The sequence below is a fragment of the Winogradskyella sp. PC-19 genome, from assembly GCF_002163855.1.
Lineage (GTDB): Bacteria > Bacteroidota > Bacteroidia > Flavobacteriales > Flavobacteriaceae > Winogradskyella.
In genome coordinates this window covers 2,757,361-2,775,620 of record NZ_CP019332.1, presented here as the reverse complement: position 1 = coordinate 2,775,620, position 18,260 = coordinate 2,757,361, and the positions used below count along the sequence as shown (strand labels likewise).

Below are 18,260 nucleotides of genomic sequence, written 5' to 3'. Positions count from 1 at the left end.
ATTTGAGATATAAGATAATAAGCTATATATGTCTATTTTTTTTCGCATCAATAGGTTATGCGCAAGACATCAGCTTATTTAATCAGCTAAATGGACGCTACGATTATACAGCTATTGGAAATACACTTAATATTTCTGAAAACGGAAGCCTAGGTTTATGTGATATACTTGCAAGTTCTTCGGCTGACTTACAACTAGATACTAATCAAACTGTTATTGTCGCTTACTTATATTGGGCAGGTTCAGGAACAGGAGATACTAATATTTTACTTAATGGTATTGAAGTTTCTGCAGAGCGTACCTTTAGTGATTCTCTAGATGAAACAAGAGTCTTTTTTGCTGCATTTGCAGATGTAACCGATATTATTACAGAACAAGGAAGTACGACATATACCATTTCGGAATTTGATATTTCTTCAATTATAGGACCTTTTTGTCCTTCAGGTACAAATTTTGGGGGTTGGGCCATAACTGTTATTTATGAAGACGCTTCACTACCTCTAAATCAACTTAATATTTATGACGGACTACAAAGTGTTCCTGAATCTCTTACAGTAACCTTGGACAATCTTAATGTTTTGGATAATGATAATGCCAAAATTGGTTTTATCGCTTGGGAAGGTGATCGTGCTCTTGCAGTTAATGAGCAGCTAACTATTAATGGAAATCTCATTGGTAACCCACCATTAAACCCAACAAATAATGCCTTTAATGGCACTAATAGCTTTACAGGTGCTACCAATCTATTTAATATGGATATTGATGTCTATAATATTCAGGACAATATTGCTATTGGAGATACCTCAGCTACTATTAGCCTAACATCAGGTCAAGACTTTGTAATGATTAACAATATTATTACTGTGTTAAATAGCCAATTACCAGATGCCACAATAGAAATTGATACTATAAATTTAGAATGTGATAGCCGATTGGTTGCTATAGATTATACAATCAGCAACGTTAATAGTACTGGTGTATTACCACAAAACACACCTATAGCATTTTATGCAAATGATATACTTGTGGGTCAATCGCAAACTACGACTGATATTCCTATCAATGGAACTGAAACTGATTCTATTAGCTTAACAATACCTGAAGAAATACCAGATGACTTTATACTTACTATAATTGTAGATGATGATGGCACATCAAACGGTATAATTACTGAAACTAATGAAAATAATAACGCTACGTCAGAAAACATATCTCTTTTAATTATTCCGGAGACTGTGACTTTACCATCGCTATTATCTTGTAATTTAGGCTTTGAAAAAGGGAAATTTGATTTATCATTAGCCATTGATGATTTGGAAGAATTCTCAAGTGCAGACTTTAATTTTTTTGAAAATTTAACTGATTTACAAACTAATACAAATCCAATTTTGGATGCAGAAAATTATACGAATACATCAAATCCTCAAACTGTTTATGTTAGATTAGAAAAGGATATTTGTTATGAAATTTTTCAATTTCAACTTAATATAGAGAATTGTCCTCCTACAATTCCTCAAGGATTTTCACCAAATAATGATACCATAAATGACTGGTTTAATATTCAAGGTCTTTATGACATATTTACCAATCACGAACTTAAAATATATAGTCGCTTGGGTAATTTAATCTTTGAAGGTAATGATAACAAAGCCTGGACTGGCTATTCTAATAGAGGAATTAATAATGGAAATTTAGTCCCTGTTGGTACCTATTATTATGTTTTAAATCTCAATGATATAAACTATAAACCAGTGATGGGTTGGGTGTATATTAATTATTAATTGTGTATTTCATCGATTTTTTTTGCTTTTCATCTAATTTTTAGTACTTTTGACTCCGTAATATGCTGCAAGCGTGTTATATAAGTACTAACCCGATTAGTTTTTGATGATTAAAAGTATTAGGCACATATTTCTTATAATCGTATTGTTCTCTGTAAGCATCGGCTTTGCACAGCAAATATCTGTAGATAATTCGTTATCTGCTGAAGAGCTTGTACAAAATGCTTTAGCTGAAGACTGTATCGAAATCACAAATATAAGCTCGCCTGTGAACGGTAGCTCTGTTGGTTTAGGAAGTTTTGGATTCTTCCAAAGAGGTACATCAAACTTTCCTTTTGCAAATGGTATGATATTAACCACTGGTAATGCCTTATCTGCTGGAAATACGGAAAATACAGAAGTACTTAACGAAGGTGAAAATGCATGGGGAACAGATAACGACCTTGAAAGTACACTTGGAATTAATGAAACTTTAAACGCAACAACCATAGAGTTTGACTTTACATCTACTTCAAATCTTCTACAATTCAACTATATATTAGCATCAGAAGAATATTTCGCTAATTTTCCTTGTCAATACTCTGACGGATTTGCATTTTTAATAAGAGAAGCAGGTACTTCAAACCCTTACACTAACATCGCTATAATCCCAGGCACAAACACTCCTGTAAACACAACTACCATACGTCCAGATATAGAAGGTTTTTGTGGCGCACAAAACAGTCAATATTTTGAAGGTTATAATGTAGGTGATACTAATTACAACGGTCGCACTACAGTTCTTACGGCGACTGCAAATATTTTACCAAATGTACCCTACAACATCAAACTAGTTATTGCCGATCAAACAGATGAAAATTACGACTCTGCTGTCTTCATAGAAGCCAATAGTTTCACTCCAACAATTGATTTAGGTAATGATTTTTCGACATGTGCAGAAAGTGTTACTCTAGACGGCGATTTAAATAATAGTGAAGCTCAATACGAATGGTATTTGGACGGAAATCTGATTGCTGGTGCAAATCAACCACAATACGAAGTTGTAGAAAGCGGTAGCTATACTGTCGTTATAAATATACCTTTAGGAAGTGGTTTTTGTACTATAGAAGACGAAATTACTGTTGACCTTAGCACTACGCAAAGTACTACACCAATGACGGATTTTGAGGTTTGCGATGACCCAACCAATGATGGTGTAGAAATTTTTAATCTGAACTCTAAGAACGGACAAGCTATAAACTCTGTTGTTCCTGGTAATTACAGTGTAACTTATCACACTTCATTACCAGATGCTCAAAACAATCTAAATCCTATAACAGGTAATTATGAAAATGCCGTAAGTCCGCAATTAATATATGTTCGCATAGTGGATATAGATACAGGTTGTTTAGCAATCAACGATTTTCAGCTTATTGTAAATCCAAGACCCGAAGTAATACAACCACCATTAGTCGAAGTTTGTGACGATCAAGTTATTGATGGTTTTACAACTATAGACCTCAATGAAAGTAATGATATCATAACCAATGGGCAATCAAATCTTGTCGTTACCTATCACTATACTCAAAATGAAGCTGATAATAACGCAAACCCTATACCAATGCCGTATGTTAATGATACTCCGATGGATACTGTTTTTGTTAGTGTTACAGACCCTCAATCGGGTTGTAATACAACAACAACACTAGATATTTCTGTTTTAGCACCACCAGAAATTAATAATGCACAAAATTATTATATCGATGCTTGTGACCCAGACTATGATGGTTTTGCAAATTTTGATTTAACTACTGTTGAAGCTGAAATTTTAAATGGTCTAACTAACGTGACCGTAACATATCATGTTTCACAAGCAGATGCGCTTAGTGGAGACAACCCTATTGCAGATCCTACGAACTTTATAAATACTGTACAGACAGAACAAATTATATACATAAGAGTAATTGATAACACAACAGGGTGTCCTTCGATTGCTCCTATAGAGATTCATCCAAATCTTTTACTTTCCGAACCAGATTTTTCTGATACTGTATTGTGTGATACTGGTAACGATGGCACTGAGCCTTTTGACCTAGACGCGCTTACTAATACTATTTTGGGAGGTCTTCCTGATGTTACGATAACGTTTTATGAAACTGAAGATGACAGAAATAATGCTATAAACCCAATTGATTCAAGTGTAGACTATTCGCCACCAAGTGTACCTCAAACCTTATACTTGACACTTACAAGTCCGACGTGTACAGAAGAAGAGGAAGTTATTTTAGATTTAGAACCAATCATAGAATTTCCAGATTTACCACAGCAAACAGTATGTGACAATAATCAAGATGGCATTATTAATATAAATCTATCTCAGTATGATGACCAAATATATGAAAGTCAATCAGGCTTTCAGGTTACTTATTTTGAGTCTTTTGAAGATGCAGAAGACAACATAAATCCTCTTCCTACAATATATCAAAACACACAAAATCCGTTTACAGTTTACGCAACAATTACATCACAATCTACGTCTTGTGCAGATATTTCAAGCTTTGAGATATTAGTAAATCCAGCACCCGAAACTACAAGTCCAAATCAGATTATTATTTGTGATGATGACCAAGATGGCTTTTCAATAGTAAATTTAGAAGACACTATTCCTGAAATAACATCGAACACCACTAATTTAGATATTGATTTCTACAATTCTGTAGCAAATGCAAACAATGAAACCAATGTAATTACTGATCCAATAAATTTTAATACTCAAACAACTACAATTACGGCACGAGTTGAAAATACACTGACTGGTTGCGTTTCTTTAGAAAACATTGCAATCATAGTTAATACGCTTCCTGTTTTTGATGATATAAGCGATTTTAGTTTTTGTGAGAATAACTCTGATGATATTGGTGAATTTCTTTTAAGAACTAAAGACAACGAAATTCTTAATGGACAGACTGGTAAAGAAGTTTTGTATTTTTTAAATGCCGATGATGCCAATTCTGGTAATAATCCAATTGATAAGAATAGTGACTTTCAAAATTCAATAAATCCGCAAGTAATACATGTTCGTGTTCAGAATATTACCGATGTTAACTGTTATGGTGTAGATTCATTTACATTAAATGTTGGCACAAATCCAAGTTTCAATGAACCATCCGATATGTTTGTTTGTGATGATGGCTCTAACGATACTTTTGTAACTATAGATTTAGACGAAAAAACAGCTCAGATTAGCGAGAATATTTCAGAAAATTTAGATGTTACATACTATCCATCTTTTGAAGATTATGAAGCAGAAACTAATGCTATTTCTGGCAGCACATATACTAATATCAGTAATCCACAAGAAATTTTTGTTGTAATATCTAACGGTACAATTTGTGCTTCAAATACATCTTTTACAGTAAATGTAATTCCAGTACCATCTGTCAACGAAATAGACCCATTCGAAGACTGCGATGTTGACTATGACGAAAGTATATTATGGGATTTAACTGAAGCTGAGATTAATATTTTAGATATCAGACAAGATAACATCGTTACCTCATATTATTTATCTGAAGATGATGCTGATGATGAGATTAATCCTATTCCGGATCCAGAAAATTTTGAAAACACTTCAAATCCGCAAACAGTTTATGTAAAAATTGTAAATACGGTTTTTGATTGCCCATTAATTTTACCAATAGAATTAATAGTTACACCTCCACCTCCATTTAATGATTTTGGCTCTACTGTTATTTGTGATAACGATGAAAATAGTTATGATTTAAGTAACATAGACCAGTTGGTTTCTAATGACCCAAGTAATGTATCAATCACTTATTATGACGATGAGCAGAATGCAATTGATGGTATTAATGATTTAGACACAAACTACGCATATCAGACCAATAGCGATATAATATATGCTCGGATAGAAAATATTTCTACTGGTTGTTTTTACATATATCCTTTCATGCTTATTGTCAATGACCGTCCTATAGCAAATATGCCAGATAATCTAGAAGATTGTGATGATGACACAGACGAAATGTTATTTTTTGATTTAGAAAGTCAAACTGCATCAATATTAGGTAATCAAGATGATACGTTCATTGATATAACTTACCATAACTCTGAGAGTGAAGCTATTGAAAATACTAATTCAATTCAAAATTTATACAATGCCACAAGTGGTGAAACTATTTTCGCACGAGTTACAAATACAGATACAGAATGTTACAGTATTACACAATTCGATATTATTGTCAATCCATTACCTATCGTTGATTTTGAAGACCAAACGATTTGTCCTGAAAGCTTTCCGCTTCGAGCAGATGCTGACACAGGTTTTGAAAACGATGAGTATTTATGGTCAACTGGTGAAACAACCTCAGAGATTGAGATTACTGTCACGGGTACCTACAGCGTAACTGTTACGACACCAAGTGGTTGTACTGCTACAAGTGAATTTGATGTTATTATATCTGAACCTGCAAATATTGAAGTTGTAGAAACTGTTGATTTTTCAGACCCAAATAATATAACCATTACTGTTTCTGGTATTGGAGATTATTTGTTTCAACTTGATGGTGGTGAACCTCAAACATCAGGTCTTTTCGAAAATGTTAACCTTGGCTATCATACATTAACGATTATTGACCAAAATGGGTGTTCTTCAGTCACTAAAGAAGTTTTAGTTATTGATGCACCTAAATTTATGACGCCTAATAACGATGGTGATTTTGATACTTGGCATATAATTGGTGTAGAGACATTACCAGGAACTGTTGTTAATATCTTTGATAGATATGGAAAATTGCTAAAACAACTTAGTCATACTTCACCTGGTTGGAATGGTACTTATAATGGTAACTTAATGCCATCAAGTGATTATTGGTGGTCTGCAGATGTCAAAAGAGGCGACATGGAATTTACAGCTACTGGTCATTTCTCATTAAGACGTTAGCATTATAAATTTTAACAACTTATAAAAAATCCTAGCTTTAGCTATTGTTATATTTGCATACCTTTTCAAATGCAATGATGAAGTATTTTTTATTAGGTTTTTTTCTACTATTTTTCATAGGTGCAACTGCTCAAAATATAACTGTAGATAGTCAATCTCTTAATGCACAGCAACTTATTGAAGATATTTTAATAGACAGTAACTGTATTAGTAATGTTGTTGTAACTAATGTAAGTGGTGGTAATTTTGCGGATGGTGACCAAAGTTATGGCTTTTTTGATGCTACAGGAACAAACTTCCCTATTCAATCTGGTATTGTCTTAAGTACTGGAAGGTTAAGTAATGTTCCTGGTCCAAATAATTCAATACTTAGCGATGATTCAAATGATACTGTTACTCCATGGTTTGGAGATAATGATTTGGAAACTATCTTATTAGATAATGGAGAAGATACATTCAATTCAACTGTAATAGAATTTAACTTTGAAACTATAACAAGTCAAATAAGCTTCAATTATATTTTTGCATCAGAAGAATATCAACCAACCGGAGATAGTAGTTGTCGTTTTTCAGATTTATTTGGTTTCTTAATAGCAGAAGAAAGCACTAGTCCAAATTATGCTTATACCAATATTGCTGTCGTTCCTGGGACAGAACCTCCTGTTCCAATAAAAGTAACTACAGTACACCCAGATATTCCAGGAGGATGCGACGCTATTAATGAAACATATTTTGGCTCTTTTAATCCTATTACTGCTCCTATAAATTTTGAGGGGCAAACTGCCACATTAACTGCTACAGCTATTAATCTTGAACCAAATACTACTTATCATGTAAAATTGGTCATTGCAGATGAATTTAATGGTCTATTCGATTCCGCGGTATTTCTAGAAGCTGGGAGTTTTCAAGCCTCAAGAGACTTAGGACAAAGCCGATTATTGGCCACAGGTAATCCTTTGTGTGAAGGAGAAACTCTGACACTTGATGGCACAATAGATGGCAATAACGGTTATGACTGGTTCAGAAATGGTGTTTTAGTGCAGTCAGAACCTATTGGATGTAATGATTGTGGGACTTATGAAGTTACACAAGACGGAACATATACATTAGAGGTTAATCTCGATGGAACATGTATTGCCAACGGCGAAATCATTATAGAATACGCTACAAATCCTGTTGGTGTAGATATTATTCAAACTGAATGTGATATTAATCAAGATGGATTGACAACATATAACTTATTAGAACGTGCCGCAGATATTCGCAATAACGACCCCAACCTATCAGTCAGTAATTTCTTTTTAACGGAAATGGATGCCATTGATAATATAAATGCTATAGATAATCCTACAAGTTTCCAGAATACAACACCTAATCAAATCGTTTATGCCCGCGTACTAAATCCCTTCGGTTGTTTTGATATTACAGAACTAGAACTTCGGATTTCAAATAATATTTTAAACATTCCTATAATAGAAGCTTGTGACCTAGATGAACTTGATGGATTCACAACTTTTGACTTAGACGAAGTTAATATGGCAATTGCCAATCAAATCCCAATGGGTTCTGTTGTCACTTTTTATGAAAACGAGATGGATGTATTTACAGGAAATAATCCATTATCGATTAACTATGATAACACAATTGCAGATGCACAAACTATTTTTGTAAAAGTTGAAAACAATAACAATTGTTATGCCGCATCTCCAGTTAACCTTATGGTCAAATTTACACCAGAAGTTTCTGCAGATGAAACTATATTCTATTGTACAAATACTTTCCCTGACACTATACGACTAACTGGTGGTGTACTTAACGATTTACCTAATAATTATTCTTACGAATGGCAACTTAACGGTGTTACACTAGCTCAGAACACCATTTCAATAGATATTAATGAAACTGGAGTTTATACCGTAATCATTACTGACCCTAATGGTTGTAGTGGCACGAGAGATATCACAGTAAATCCATCAGAAATAGCAGAAATAAATGATATCGATGTTGTAGGAACAGATACTTTAAATTCCATTACTATTGATGTTTCTGGAACTGGAGATTATGAGTTTACTCTAGACGATGAAAATGGGCCTTATCAAGACCAAAATATTTTTAATAATATCCTTCCAGGATTTCACACAGTCTTCGTAAGAGATAGAAATGGTTGTGGCATCACTTCAGAACTATTTTCGGTTTTAGGGTTTCCAAAATTCTTTACACCAAATGGAGATACTCAAAATGATTTTTGGCAATTAGATGGCATTAATTTTCAACTTTATCCAACATTGCAAGTTGTAATCTATAATCGTTTTGGTAAAATAATGACTACACAAAATGCTACTAGTTCGGGTTGGGATGGCACTTACAACAACAATAAAATGCCTAGCACTGACTATTGGTTCACAGCAGATTTTGGAGATGGCAGAACGTTTACAGGACATTTTGCTCTTAAACGCTAATTGTTAACTTTCATTACGCTATTCTTTGTCGTAACTTTGCTCTATGCGTTTTAAGATTGAATCCGAATTTAAACCTACTGGTGACCAGCCACAAGCTATAAAGCAACTATCACAAGGCATTGAAAATGACGAACGCTATCAGACCCTACTAGGTGTGACTGGCTCTGGTAAAACTTTCACAGTGGCTAATGTCATTGAAGAAGTGCAACGACCAACTTTGGTTTTAGCGCATAACAAAACTCTAGCGGCTCAATTATATTCAGAATTCAAGCAGTTTTTTCCTGACAATGCCGTAGAGTATTTTGTGTCTTATTACGATTATTACCAGCCCGAGGCTTACATTCCGGTATCTGGTGTTTATATCGAAAAAGATTTATCTATAAATGAAGAGATTGAAAAGATGCGATTAAGCACAACCTCTTCTCTACTTTCTGGTCGACGCGATGTTTTAGTAGTTGCTTCTGTATCGTGTTTATATGGTATCGGAAACCCTGTAGAATTTCAGAAAAATGTTATTACGCTAGAGCGTGACCAAGTTATTTCTAGAACTAAACTATTACATCAACTGGTGCAAAGTTTGTATTCTAGAACTGAAGCGGATTTTAAAAACGGAAATTTCAGGATTAAAGGTGATACTGTAGATATTTTTCCTGGTTATTCTGATAATGCATTTCGCGTTCACTTTTTTGGAGATGAAATTGAAGAAATAGAAGCTTTTAACCCACACTCACAAGACATCATTGAAAAGTACGATCGACTAAATATCTATCCAGCAAACATGTTTGTAACATCGCCAGACGTGCTTCAAAATGCAATACATAACATTCAGGATGACTTAGTAAAGCAGCATGACTATTTCAAGGATATAGGTAAACATCTTGAAGCAAAACGTCTTAAAGAGCGTACCGAGTTTGATTTAGAGATGATTAGAGAATTAGGGTATTGTTCTGGGATAGAAAACTATTCGCGATACTTAGATGGGCGTGCTCCAGGTACAAGACCTTTCTGCTTGTTAGATTATTTCCCAGAAGACTACTTGATGGTTGTTGATGAAAGTCATGTTACCATTTCTCAAGTACATGCCATGTATGGCGGTGATAGAAGTCGAAAAGTAAACTTGGTGGATTACGGTTTTCGATTACCTGCAGCTATGGATAATAGACCGTTAAAGTTTGAGGAATTTGAAGCGCTTCAAAACCAAGTTATTTATGTTTCTGCTACACCAGCAGATTACGAAATGCAAAAAACAGATGGCGTTTATGTCGAGCAAGTTATAAGACCAACAGGTCTATTAGATCCTATTATAGAGGTTCGCCCAAGCTTAAATCAGATTGATGACTTAATTGAAGAAATTCAAACTCGGGTAGAAAAAGATGAACGTACTTTAGTCACTACTCTAACCAAAAGAATGGCTGAAGAATTAGTGAAATATTTAAGCCGGATTGCTATTAGATGTCGCTACATCCACAGTGATGTAGATACGCTTGAGCGTGTTGAGATTATGCAAGACTTACGCAAAGGTATTTTTGATGTTTTAGTTGGTGTTAACCTACTTCGTGAAGGTTTAGATTTACCAGAAGTATCTCTTGTAGCAATTTTAGATGCTGATAAAGAAGGCTTTTTACGTAGTAATCGTTCATTAACCCAAACTGTTGGTAGAGCTGCAAGAAATCTCAATGGAAAAGCGATAATGTATGCAGATGTTATAACAAAAAGTATGCAAAAAACTATTGATGAAACCGAGTATCGTCGCGAAAAACAAATTGCTTATAATACAAAGCATAATTTAGTTCCTAAAGCCTTAAATAAAAGTTTGGATAGTGCACTTGCAAAAAACTCAGTGAGCACATATAAAACAGAATTAGACGCTAAACTAGCAGCTGAACCAGAAAGTAAATATTTGACTAAAGGCGAATTAGAAAAGAAAGTAAGAGAAACTCGAAAATTAATGGAACAAGCTGCAAAAGCTCTAGACTTCATGGAAGCGGCGCGTTTTAGAGATGAAATTACTGCATACCAAGAGCGTCTTGAAAAACTAAAAGTAAAATAGAATTAGTTATACTGTACCTTAAAAATATCTATTAAAAAATCCGGTGGTACTATCTTGTTAGGAAAACTATCCATTAAATCCAATACTCGATTTATTGCCTCTTGACTCAAACCCATTCTTAATCCAAAATTATGAATTTTGACAAGCTGCTTTGAAGACATCTTGTGGTCAAGGTTCATTAATAAAATTAATCTATGAAATTGAACAATACGCTCACTGTGTGACTTTAAATTCACATAGGTAACTGGATGCTGAAAAAGATAATTAAAATCTGAGTCAGAGATTTCTAACTGTCGAGCTATACTTAATAAAAATTTGTGCTCAATAGACTTTATATTTTCGTCTTTTTGCGCAAATGCTATCATTTCTGATAGTAAGCTTAATTTTTCAACGCGATTAATCATTAATGGATATTCCGAGGGTTTTTTGAATATCACAAAGTTAAGAAGGCACATTATTTTATTGTCGTCTATATGATGTATCTTGTCGAAAATAAATACGTAATTTATCGGTAATTTTCCACGTTTATCAACTTTGGTCTTTTAAAATTGTATGAAATACAAGCTTATTTATGTAGTGTTGCTGATTATTTTATCAAAAGATATTAAAGCTCAAAGTACTGCCTCAAAGCAAGTTGAAAGTTTCACCATTGCATGTCCTCAACTTGAAACGTCAAGGAAAATATGGATTTATTTACCTAAAGATTATCAAAAATCGAATAAATCCTATCCTGTCATATATATGCATGATGCTCAAAATTTATTTGATAATGAAACCTCTTACGTTGGTGAATGGAAAGTAGATGAGTTTCTTGATGGACTAATCAGTAATCAAAGTATTATAGTTGGTATCGAACATGGTAATGAAAAGCGTATTGATGAACTAACACCTTACACCCATGAAAAATACGGTGGTGGTCAAGGTGATAAATATTTAACTTTTATAAAAAATACCTTAAAGCCTCATATCGATATTACCTACCGAACTATCAAAAACGCAGAAAACACCACTCTTTTTGGAGCTTCACTAGGTGGATTAATCTCTTTTTATGGTGTCATTAAGTTTCCAGATACCTTTGGTAAAGCAGGTGTTTTCTCTCCGTCTTTTTGGATAAACGAGGAGATTTATAGTCTTGTAGAAACATCTGAGATTTCTGATACTAAAAAGTTTTATTTCCTTGTAGGTACAGAAGAAGGAGAAAGTATGGTGCCTAATCAAAAACGAATGGTTAGGCTACTTAAAAACAAAGGAATCAAAGATAATCAGATTAAAAATATTATCATTGAAGGTGGAAAACATAATGAAGAATTTTGGGGTTCTCATTTTGGAGATGCCTATCTTTGGATAAATAATTAAACTATGGCTTTAACTAATAACGATATATTTAAAAAGATAAGAGTTGCTCATAAATTAAGAGATGATGATATGGTCAAAATTTTAGCTCTTGTAGATTTTAGAATCTCTAAAAGTGAGCTTAACGCTTTTTTCAGAAATGAAGACCATCCAAAGTATATGGAATGCGGCGATCAAATTCTCAGAAACTTTCTTAATGGACTTATTATTCATCTAAGAGGTCCAATGCCTAAGAAAGGAGAGAAGAAATCTCAAAATAAACCAAATAAAAAGAGCAACGATTAAGTTGCTCTTTTTAAAATGTATAATATTTAGCTTAACCTAAAACTTTCTGTACTTTATCTGCAGCTTCTTGGAACTCAGTTGCACTCATAACGTCTAAGCCAGAGTCATCAATTAGTTTCTTAGCGATATCTGCATTTGTACCTTGTAAGCGTACAATTATTGGCACATTGATATTACCCATATTTTTATAAGCATCAATTACACCTTGTGCTACACGATCACAACGTACGATACCACCAAAAATATTGATTAAAATAGCTTTTACAGCTGGATCTCTTAAAATAAGTTCAAAAGCAATTTCTACACGAGCTGCATCTGCAGTACCACCAACATCTAAGAAGTTAGCTGGTTCTCCGCCTGCTTGCTTAATTAAATCCATGGTTGCCATTGCTAAACCAGCACCGTTAACCATACAACCAACGTTTCCGTCAAGATCAACATAATTTAAACCATGTTCTCCAGCTTCAACCTCTACTGGGTTTTCTTCTCGTTTATCTCTTAAAGCAGCTAAATCCTTGTGTCTAAATAAAGCATTACCATCTAAAGTAACTTTAGAATCTACAGCCATTATTTTATCATCACTAGTTTTTAAAACTGGATTAATTTCAAATAAAGCAGCATCTGACTTTACATAAGCTGTATACAGTGCAGAAACAAACTTTGTCATTTCCTTAAAAGCTGTACCTGATAAACCTAAGTTAAATGCTACACGTCTAGCTTGAAAACCTAATAACCCTAATGCAGGGTCTATTTCTTCTGTAAAAATTAAATGAGGTGTTTCTTCTGCTACAGTTTCGATATCCATACCACCTTCAGTAGAATACATAATCATATTCTTACCTGTACCTCTATTTAAAAGTACTGACATGTAATATTCTTCTGGTTCGTTATCACCTGGGTAATACACATCTTCTGCAACGAGAACTTGGTGTACACGCTTTCCTTCTGCCGAAGTTTGAGGTGTTACCAAATCCATACCGATAATATCTCCAGCGATACTTTTAACTTCGTCAAGATTTTTAGCCAGCTTTACGCCACCACCTTTTCCACGTCCACCAGCATGAACTTGCGCCTTGATAACGTGCCATCCTGTACCAGTTTCTTCAGTTAATTTTTTTGCAGCATCAACTGCTTCGTCAGCAGTTTGTGCTACTATACCACGTTGGATACGTACGCCGAAACTACTCAATAATTCTTTTCCTTGATATTCGTGTAAATTCATTTGTTGTCAGAAATTTATTCGTTGCGCAAAAATAAGGATAGTTATACGTTTCTCAAATTGTTTTTAATTAAGATTTATGATTATTAATCATCAAAAAGTAAATAACTAATTAATCTCAATTATCTCAGAAACTAAAGATTTTGTCTTTACTACACCTTCAATAAAAATCTTAATGGGATAATTTTGAGTTGGTATTTTGAACGTTATAAAGCCATTTTTGACTTTTAGATTTGGTTGCCAGTCTATAACTCCATATTCTTTAAAGAACTGACTTTGGTTTGATTTAAATTTTGGAGCATAATATTGTTTTGGCTGATTATAACTTAAAGGAATATTATATTCAGAGAAAGAAATTTTTGGAGTAAGTGGTGGCTTTTTGTTTGTATCTGTATATATTCTAATAACACCTGCTCCTGCTCTTATACCTTCACCAATTCCTCCTTTATTGACCTCTACATAATCAACATCTCGCATACTAAACTCATTTAAAAAGTTATAGTCAACCAAGTAAGCGCCATTTAAAAAAATCCTTGGCTCTTTGGTGCCATTTATAGATACTGGATTTCTTGTTTCTATAATAAATGTAGTTATACCCGGTGTATTTTCTCCTCTTACGCCTTTAATATTCTCAACATAATAACCGTGTGAACTTATAAACTGAGCAAAAGTTCTATAGCTGCGTTTCATATCTTCGTCAAAATCGAATATCTTTCCTAGCGTCTTATTTTGTAGTTTCTCAATACGTGTGTACTCTTTAGTTTTTACAATCTTGACTTCATCTAACTTCTGTAGATTATCTAAGCTGGTAAGAGGCTCGTAAGCTATTTGATTTGTGAGCTGATTTGAATTAAAGGTAGATATTGACTCTTCTGTAGAGTTTAATTCAGGAATTCTGTTTGGATAAAAATCAACAACGAGATTAGACTTACCTATTAAACTATTCTTTTCTCGTTTACCGATTCTTAGTTTCTCGTCATTTATTGGAAAGAAACCAACTTTTTCCACAAACTGATTTGGAGGAATCTCTAATATCTCTGACTTTGTATTGAAGTTAGGATAGATTAAAAATGTTTCATTCTTATCAGAATTCGATGATAATCTATAATTAATTCCGTATTCGAACTCTTCAGTCATTTCGGGTGGATTATTAAAAATAGTTTGCCAGTCATATCTACTCCAACCTTGAGTTAATAATAAGTTATCCAACTCAATTTTTTTCTCTTTGCTTATATCATTGAAATAATAATTAGCATTTTCTATAGCGCCTCTTATATAAGGACTTAATAGAATTGAGGATAATAAATTCTCATGATGATTATATGATTTAGTTTCTGATGGTAAAACCGAAGCGCTTAGACTACTAAAGTCTGTATTTATCAATTTTTTAAAAGGTAGTTTTATTTCTATACTATCATTCTTTTTGTTAATAATTTTGTTTTCAATCGTTGAAATGTCTAATCCATCATAATTAAAAATCATACGTTCAGCAATAGCCTTACCTTGTGAATCAAAAAGTGTAATGATATTAATTCCTGAAAATAAATCCGCTTTGGATAATTTAAACTGTTGATTCAAATTATCTTGAAAATTAAATTCATAGCTAATAAGATCTACGCTATTATGAATAGTAAGTTTAAAAGGTTGTCTCTTTATAATTGAAAGTGTATTAGGATTTGTTTTAATTTCTACTTTCAACTCTTCTTTATTATCAAAATGTAGCAAAACTCCTTGAAAATCAGTTTCAGGAAACCCAACAATGAAATCAGTACCACCATAGCTATATTTTGCACTATAATTGCTGCTTTTATCAGGTGTAACTTCAAATATATTAATTCCCTTGTCGTTTAGCGTTATTTCTGAAATTTGCGTTTCATTTTTGAACAATCTAACACGTAGATCTGATACTGCTCTTCCCAAGCTATCTTTGGCTATTATGCCTACCTTATTATTTACATTTGCCAAAAAGTGCCCACTTTCAGGTAACAGTTGCAGATCGATAGTTTTATTAGATTTTAAGGATTTATCAAAGCTTTTTTCAAGCGGATTTATAATCTTTATTTTGGCTTGGTAATGAACATATTCATCTTTAAAATTATTAGTCCAATTGGTATATGTTTTTAATGTATAATCTCCAGATTTAAAAGTACTATCCGTAGCTATTTGACCATTAGATACACCATTTATACCCATTATCATTTTTTGCGAAATCACTTTATCTTCATTATCAGTTAAGACACAATAAATATTAGATGTGCGTGTTGAGGTTTCCTTTGTGTCCCTTGATATTGCATAAGTTTTAAACCAAATATATTCGCCAGTGATAAAAGTTGACTTATTAATATGCGTATAAATCTGCTCCCTAGGTAATTCAGCAAAATCTTCAAAATTATATTCTATATTCTGAAAAGTGGACTGTGCATTTACCGAAGAAATAAGTAGAAAAAATAGAATAAATAACCTCATATTTTTATTTGTTTTTCAATGGTGTGTTTACAATGTAGGGTTTAGTGTTTTTTAAAGTATTTGAGGGTGCATAAAGCAAAGGCTCTACTTTTGAAGTGAATTTTAAATTAGCATCTATCTTTTTATCTTTAAAAATTTCTTGTGAAAAAAACTCTCGAAACTGATACGCAGCAACCTCTCTTGATTTATAAATATCTCTCCCATCAACATCTTCTATATTTTTTATTATAAAAGTTATCTCACTCATATCATCATCATACAATTCTGATAGGGATTTATCAAAATCGTTAATAAATACCTTTACTTTTTTGGAACTCATTTGTTCAACCGATTTTATTATGACTTTTTTGTTTTTGTACCTTATTTTAAAATTTCGTTTATTAATTTTTTGATTATTTACGTCATTATTAAATAAAACTTCGAAGCACTCATTTTCTTTATCATATGTTACTTTTTCTTCTTTAAAAACAAACTCATCTGTGACAACAAATCTATTATTAAACGATATGTAATTTAAATACATTTTATCCTGCATTTTCTTGTATTCTATCTTAACGGTGAACAAAGGATTTCTCTGCTTATAATCAAACATGGTGTAACTAAATCCATGAATAGCATAATCTCTAAGCGAAATTGAAATAATACCAGAAACTTTAAATTTTTCGGCTTTGGTGGTACCTTGTATTCTTTGTTGGACTCCTTTTCGTTGATTAGTTAGGGTAGTAAAAGAAATATTTACAATCGGATTATCTTCGTCAAACACAAAACCTTCTTTTGCAAACTCATGATTTGGAATAAAATTTTCTATGAATTTGTATACATAAGAAAAGCTATTCAGATTAAAATTACGTATCGGATTATGTACATTTAGTATGCTTAATTCATTACCACCAAAACCTAATAAATCTGCATTTTGCACATACTTACTTTCGCCATCATAAGCCTTAGCATACCTGTTACTTGATTTAAATTCAGGATTTTTTTTAAGCGAGTAAATAGCATTTTTATTATTTACATCAGTAATTTTATTTGTCTTTATACCAGCATCATATTGTTCGACAATACCCTCGATTAGGTTAAAATATTCGTCATTGACTATTTGGTAATCTCTGTAATAACCAATAATGGAATGAGGTTTATCATCTAGGTTATAGGTTATTCTGTTAATTGCTTTTTCAACAATTTTTTTACCCAATATTTTTTTATTATCCTTTATTAATCTATTGACATTGAATGCTTTTTGCCTATCCTTTTTTGTCACATTCAAAATAACAACATCTAACGACTCAGCCTGAGGCATCATTTCTATTCTATTAATTTCATTAATATTTAGAGTCTTACAGGACACTTCTAAATCAGTATAACCTAATGCCGTAATAATTAAATCAGGTGTGTTTTCGATATTTATAAATGGAATTCTAATACCGCCATCATAATCTGCAATAACACCTCTAGAGGTCTCTTTAAACAATGCAGTCGCAAAGGAAATAGGTTCTTTTGTATCAGCATCTACTATTTCAATTTTTAATTCTTGCTGCGAAAAGCTTAAGAATATGGTTAAAAAATACAGTACGGTTAAAACAATTTTTTTTTGCATATGATGGTTTGTTCGAAAGAAAATACATATAATACACATCAAAAATCACACCAAAATCATTTGTTAAATAATTTACATATTGTTTAAAATATGATTTTTTGATTAAAA

General features: G+C 32.7%; 10 protein-coding genes. 6 read left to right on the top strand and 4 right to left on the bottom strand.

The genetic code is table 11. From position 1 onward, the window contains the following. The first annotated feature begins 2 nt into the window (after positions 1 to 2). The 4 genes from BTO05_RS12860 to uvrB all read left to right on the top strand — a co-directional run bounded on the left by BTO05_RS12860 (position 3) and on the right by uvrB (position 11,232). Positions 3 to 1,781 carry a gliding motility-associated C-terminal domain-containing protein gene (locus tag BTO05_RS12860; RefSeq protein WP_232459744.1) on the top strand — a complete coding sequence of 593 codons (1,779 nt, stop codon included), beginning with the start codon at positions 3 to 5 and terminating at the stop codon, positions 1,779 to 1,781. A 106-nt stretch (positions 1,782 to 1,887) separates the two neighbouring features. Continuing rightward, the gene (locus BTO05_RS12855; protein ID WP_087493055.1) at positions 1,888 to 6,723 is read left to right on the top strand and encodes a T9SS type B sorting domain-containing protein; all 4,836 of its coding nucleotides are present in this window, start codon (positions 1,888 to 1,890) and stop codon (positions 6,721 to 6,723) included. A gap of 74 nt (positions 6,724 to 6,797) precedes the next feature. After that, on the top strand, positions 6,798 to 9,182 hold the full coding sequence (locus BTO05_RS12850; protein ID WP_232459743.1) for a T9SS type B sorting domain-containing protein: 2,385 nt from the start codon (positions 6,798 to 6,800) through the stop codon (positions 9,180 to 9,182). A gap of 43 nt (positions 9,183 to 9,225) precedes the next feature. Further along, positions 9,226 to 11,232 (top strand): excinuclease ABC subunit UvrB, encoded by a 2,007-nt coding sequence (gene uvrB / locus BTO05_RS12845; protein WP_087493053.1) that lies wholly within the window; start codon positions 9,226 to 9,228, stop codon positions 11,230 to 11,232. Between the two features lie 2 nt (positions 11,233 to 11,234). Here uvrB and BTO05_RS12840 read toward each other — a convergent pair whose 3' ends face one another. Next, a complete protein-coding gene (locus BTO05_RS12840) occupies positions 11,235 to 11,636 on the bottom strand; it encodes a hypothetical protein (RefSeq protein WP_087493052.1) in 402 nt (133 codons plus the stop codon). Positions 11,637 to 11,784: 148 nt separating this feature from the next. Here BTO05_RS12840 and BTO05_RS12835 point away from each other — a divergent pair, with 148 nt between their 5' ends. Continuing rightward, on the top strand, positions 11,785 to 12,588 hold the full coding sequence (locus BTO05_RS12835) for an alpha/beta hydrolase (RefSeq protein ID WP_087493051.1): 804 nt from the start codon (positions 11,785 to 11,787) through the stop codon (positions 12,586 to 12,588). 3 nt (positions 12,589 to 12,591) lie between these two features. Next, entirely contained in the window at positions 12,592 to 12,870 is a 279-nt protein-coding gene (locus BTO05_RS12830) for a DUF1456 family protein (protein ID WP_087493050.1), read from the top strand. Between the two features lie 31 nt (positions 12,871 to 12,901). On the opposite strand, the gene sucC is transcribed toward BTO05_RS12830, so the two are convergent. The 3 genes from sucC to BTO05_RS12815 form a co-directional block, all read right to left on the bottom strand. Further along, positions 12,902 to 14,092 (bottom strand): ADP-forming succinate--CoA ligase subunit beta, encoded by a 1,191-nt coding sequence (gene sucC / locus BTO05_RS12825; RefSeq protein WP_087493049.1) that lies wholly within the window; start codon positions 14,090 to 14,092, stop codon positions 12,902 to 12,904. Between the two features lie 105 nt (positions 14,093 to 14,197). After that, the gene (locus tag BTO05_RS12820; RefSeq protein ID WP_087493048.1) at positions 14,198 to 16,555 is read right to left on the bottom strand and encodes a hypothetical protein; all 2,358 of its coding nucleotides are present in this window, start codon (positions 16,553 to 16,555) and stop codon (positions 14,198 to 14,200) included. 4 nt (positions 16,556 to 16,559) lie between these two features. Further along, on the bottom strand, positions 16,560 to 18,152 hold the full coding sequence (locus BTO05_RS12815; protein WP_087493047.1) for a hypothetical protein: 1,593 nt from the start codon (positions 18,150 to 18,152) through the stop codon (positions 16,560 to 16,562). Positions 18,153 to 18,260 lie beyond the last annotated feature (108 nt).

What these genes read in the sequence shown, in the direction of transcription:
- BTO05_RS12850 (WP_232459743.1), top strand. Translation starts at nt 6,798, where the DNA reads ATGATGAAGTATTTTTTATTAGGTTTTTTTCTACTATTTTTCATAGGT.
- BTO05_RS12820 (WP_087493048.1), bottom strand. Translation starts at nt 16,555, where the DNA reads ATGAGGTTATTTATTCTATTTTTTCTACTTATTTCTTCGGTAAATGCA.
- sucC (WP_087493049.1), bottom strand. Translation starts at nt 14,092, where the DNA reads ATGAATTTACACGAATATCAAGGAAAAGAATTATTGAGTAGTTTCGGC.
- BTO05_RS12830 (WP_087493050.1), top strand. Translation starts at nt 12,592, where the DNA reads ATGGCTTTAACTAATAACGATATATTTAAAAAGATAAGAGTTGCTCAT.
- BTO05_RS12855 (WP_087493055.1), top strand. Translation starts at nt 1,888, where the DNA reads ATGATTAAAAGTATTAGGCACATATTTCTTATAATCGTATTGTTCTCT.
- BTO05_RS12815 (WP_087493047.1), bottom strand. Translation starts at nt 18,152, where the DNA reads ATGCAAAAAAAAATTGTTTTAACCGTACTGTATTTTTTAACCATATTC.
- BTO05_RS12840 (WP_087493052.1), bottom strand. Translation starts at nt 11,636, where the DNA reads ATGATTAATCGCGTTGAAAAATTAAGCTTACTATCAGAAATGATAGCA.
- BTO05_RS12835 (WP_087493051.1), top strand. Translation starts at nt 11,785, where the DNA reads ATGAAATACAAGCTTATTTATGTAGTGTTGCTGATTATTTTATCAAAA.
- uvrB (WP_087493053.1), top strand. Translation starts at nt 9,226, where the DNA reads ATGCGTTTTAAGATTGAATCCGAATTTAAACCTACTGGTGACCAGCCA.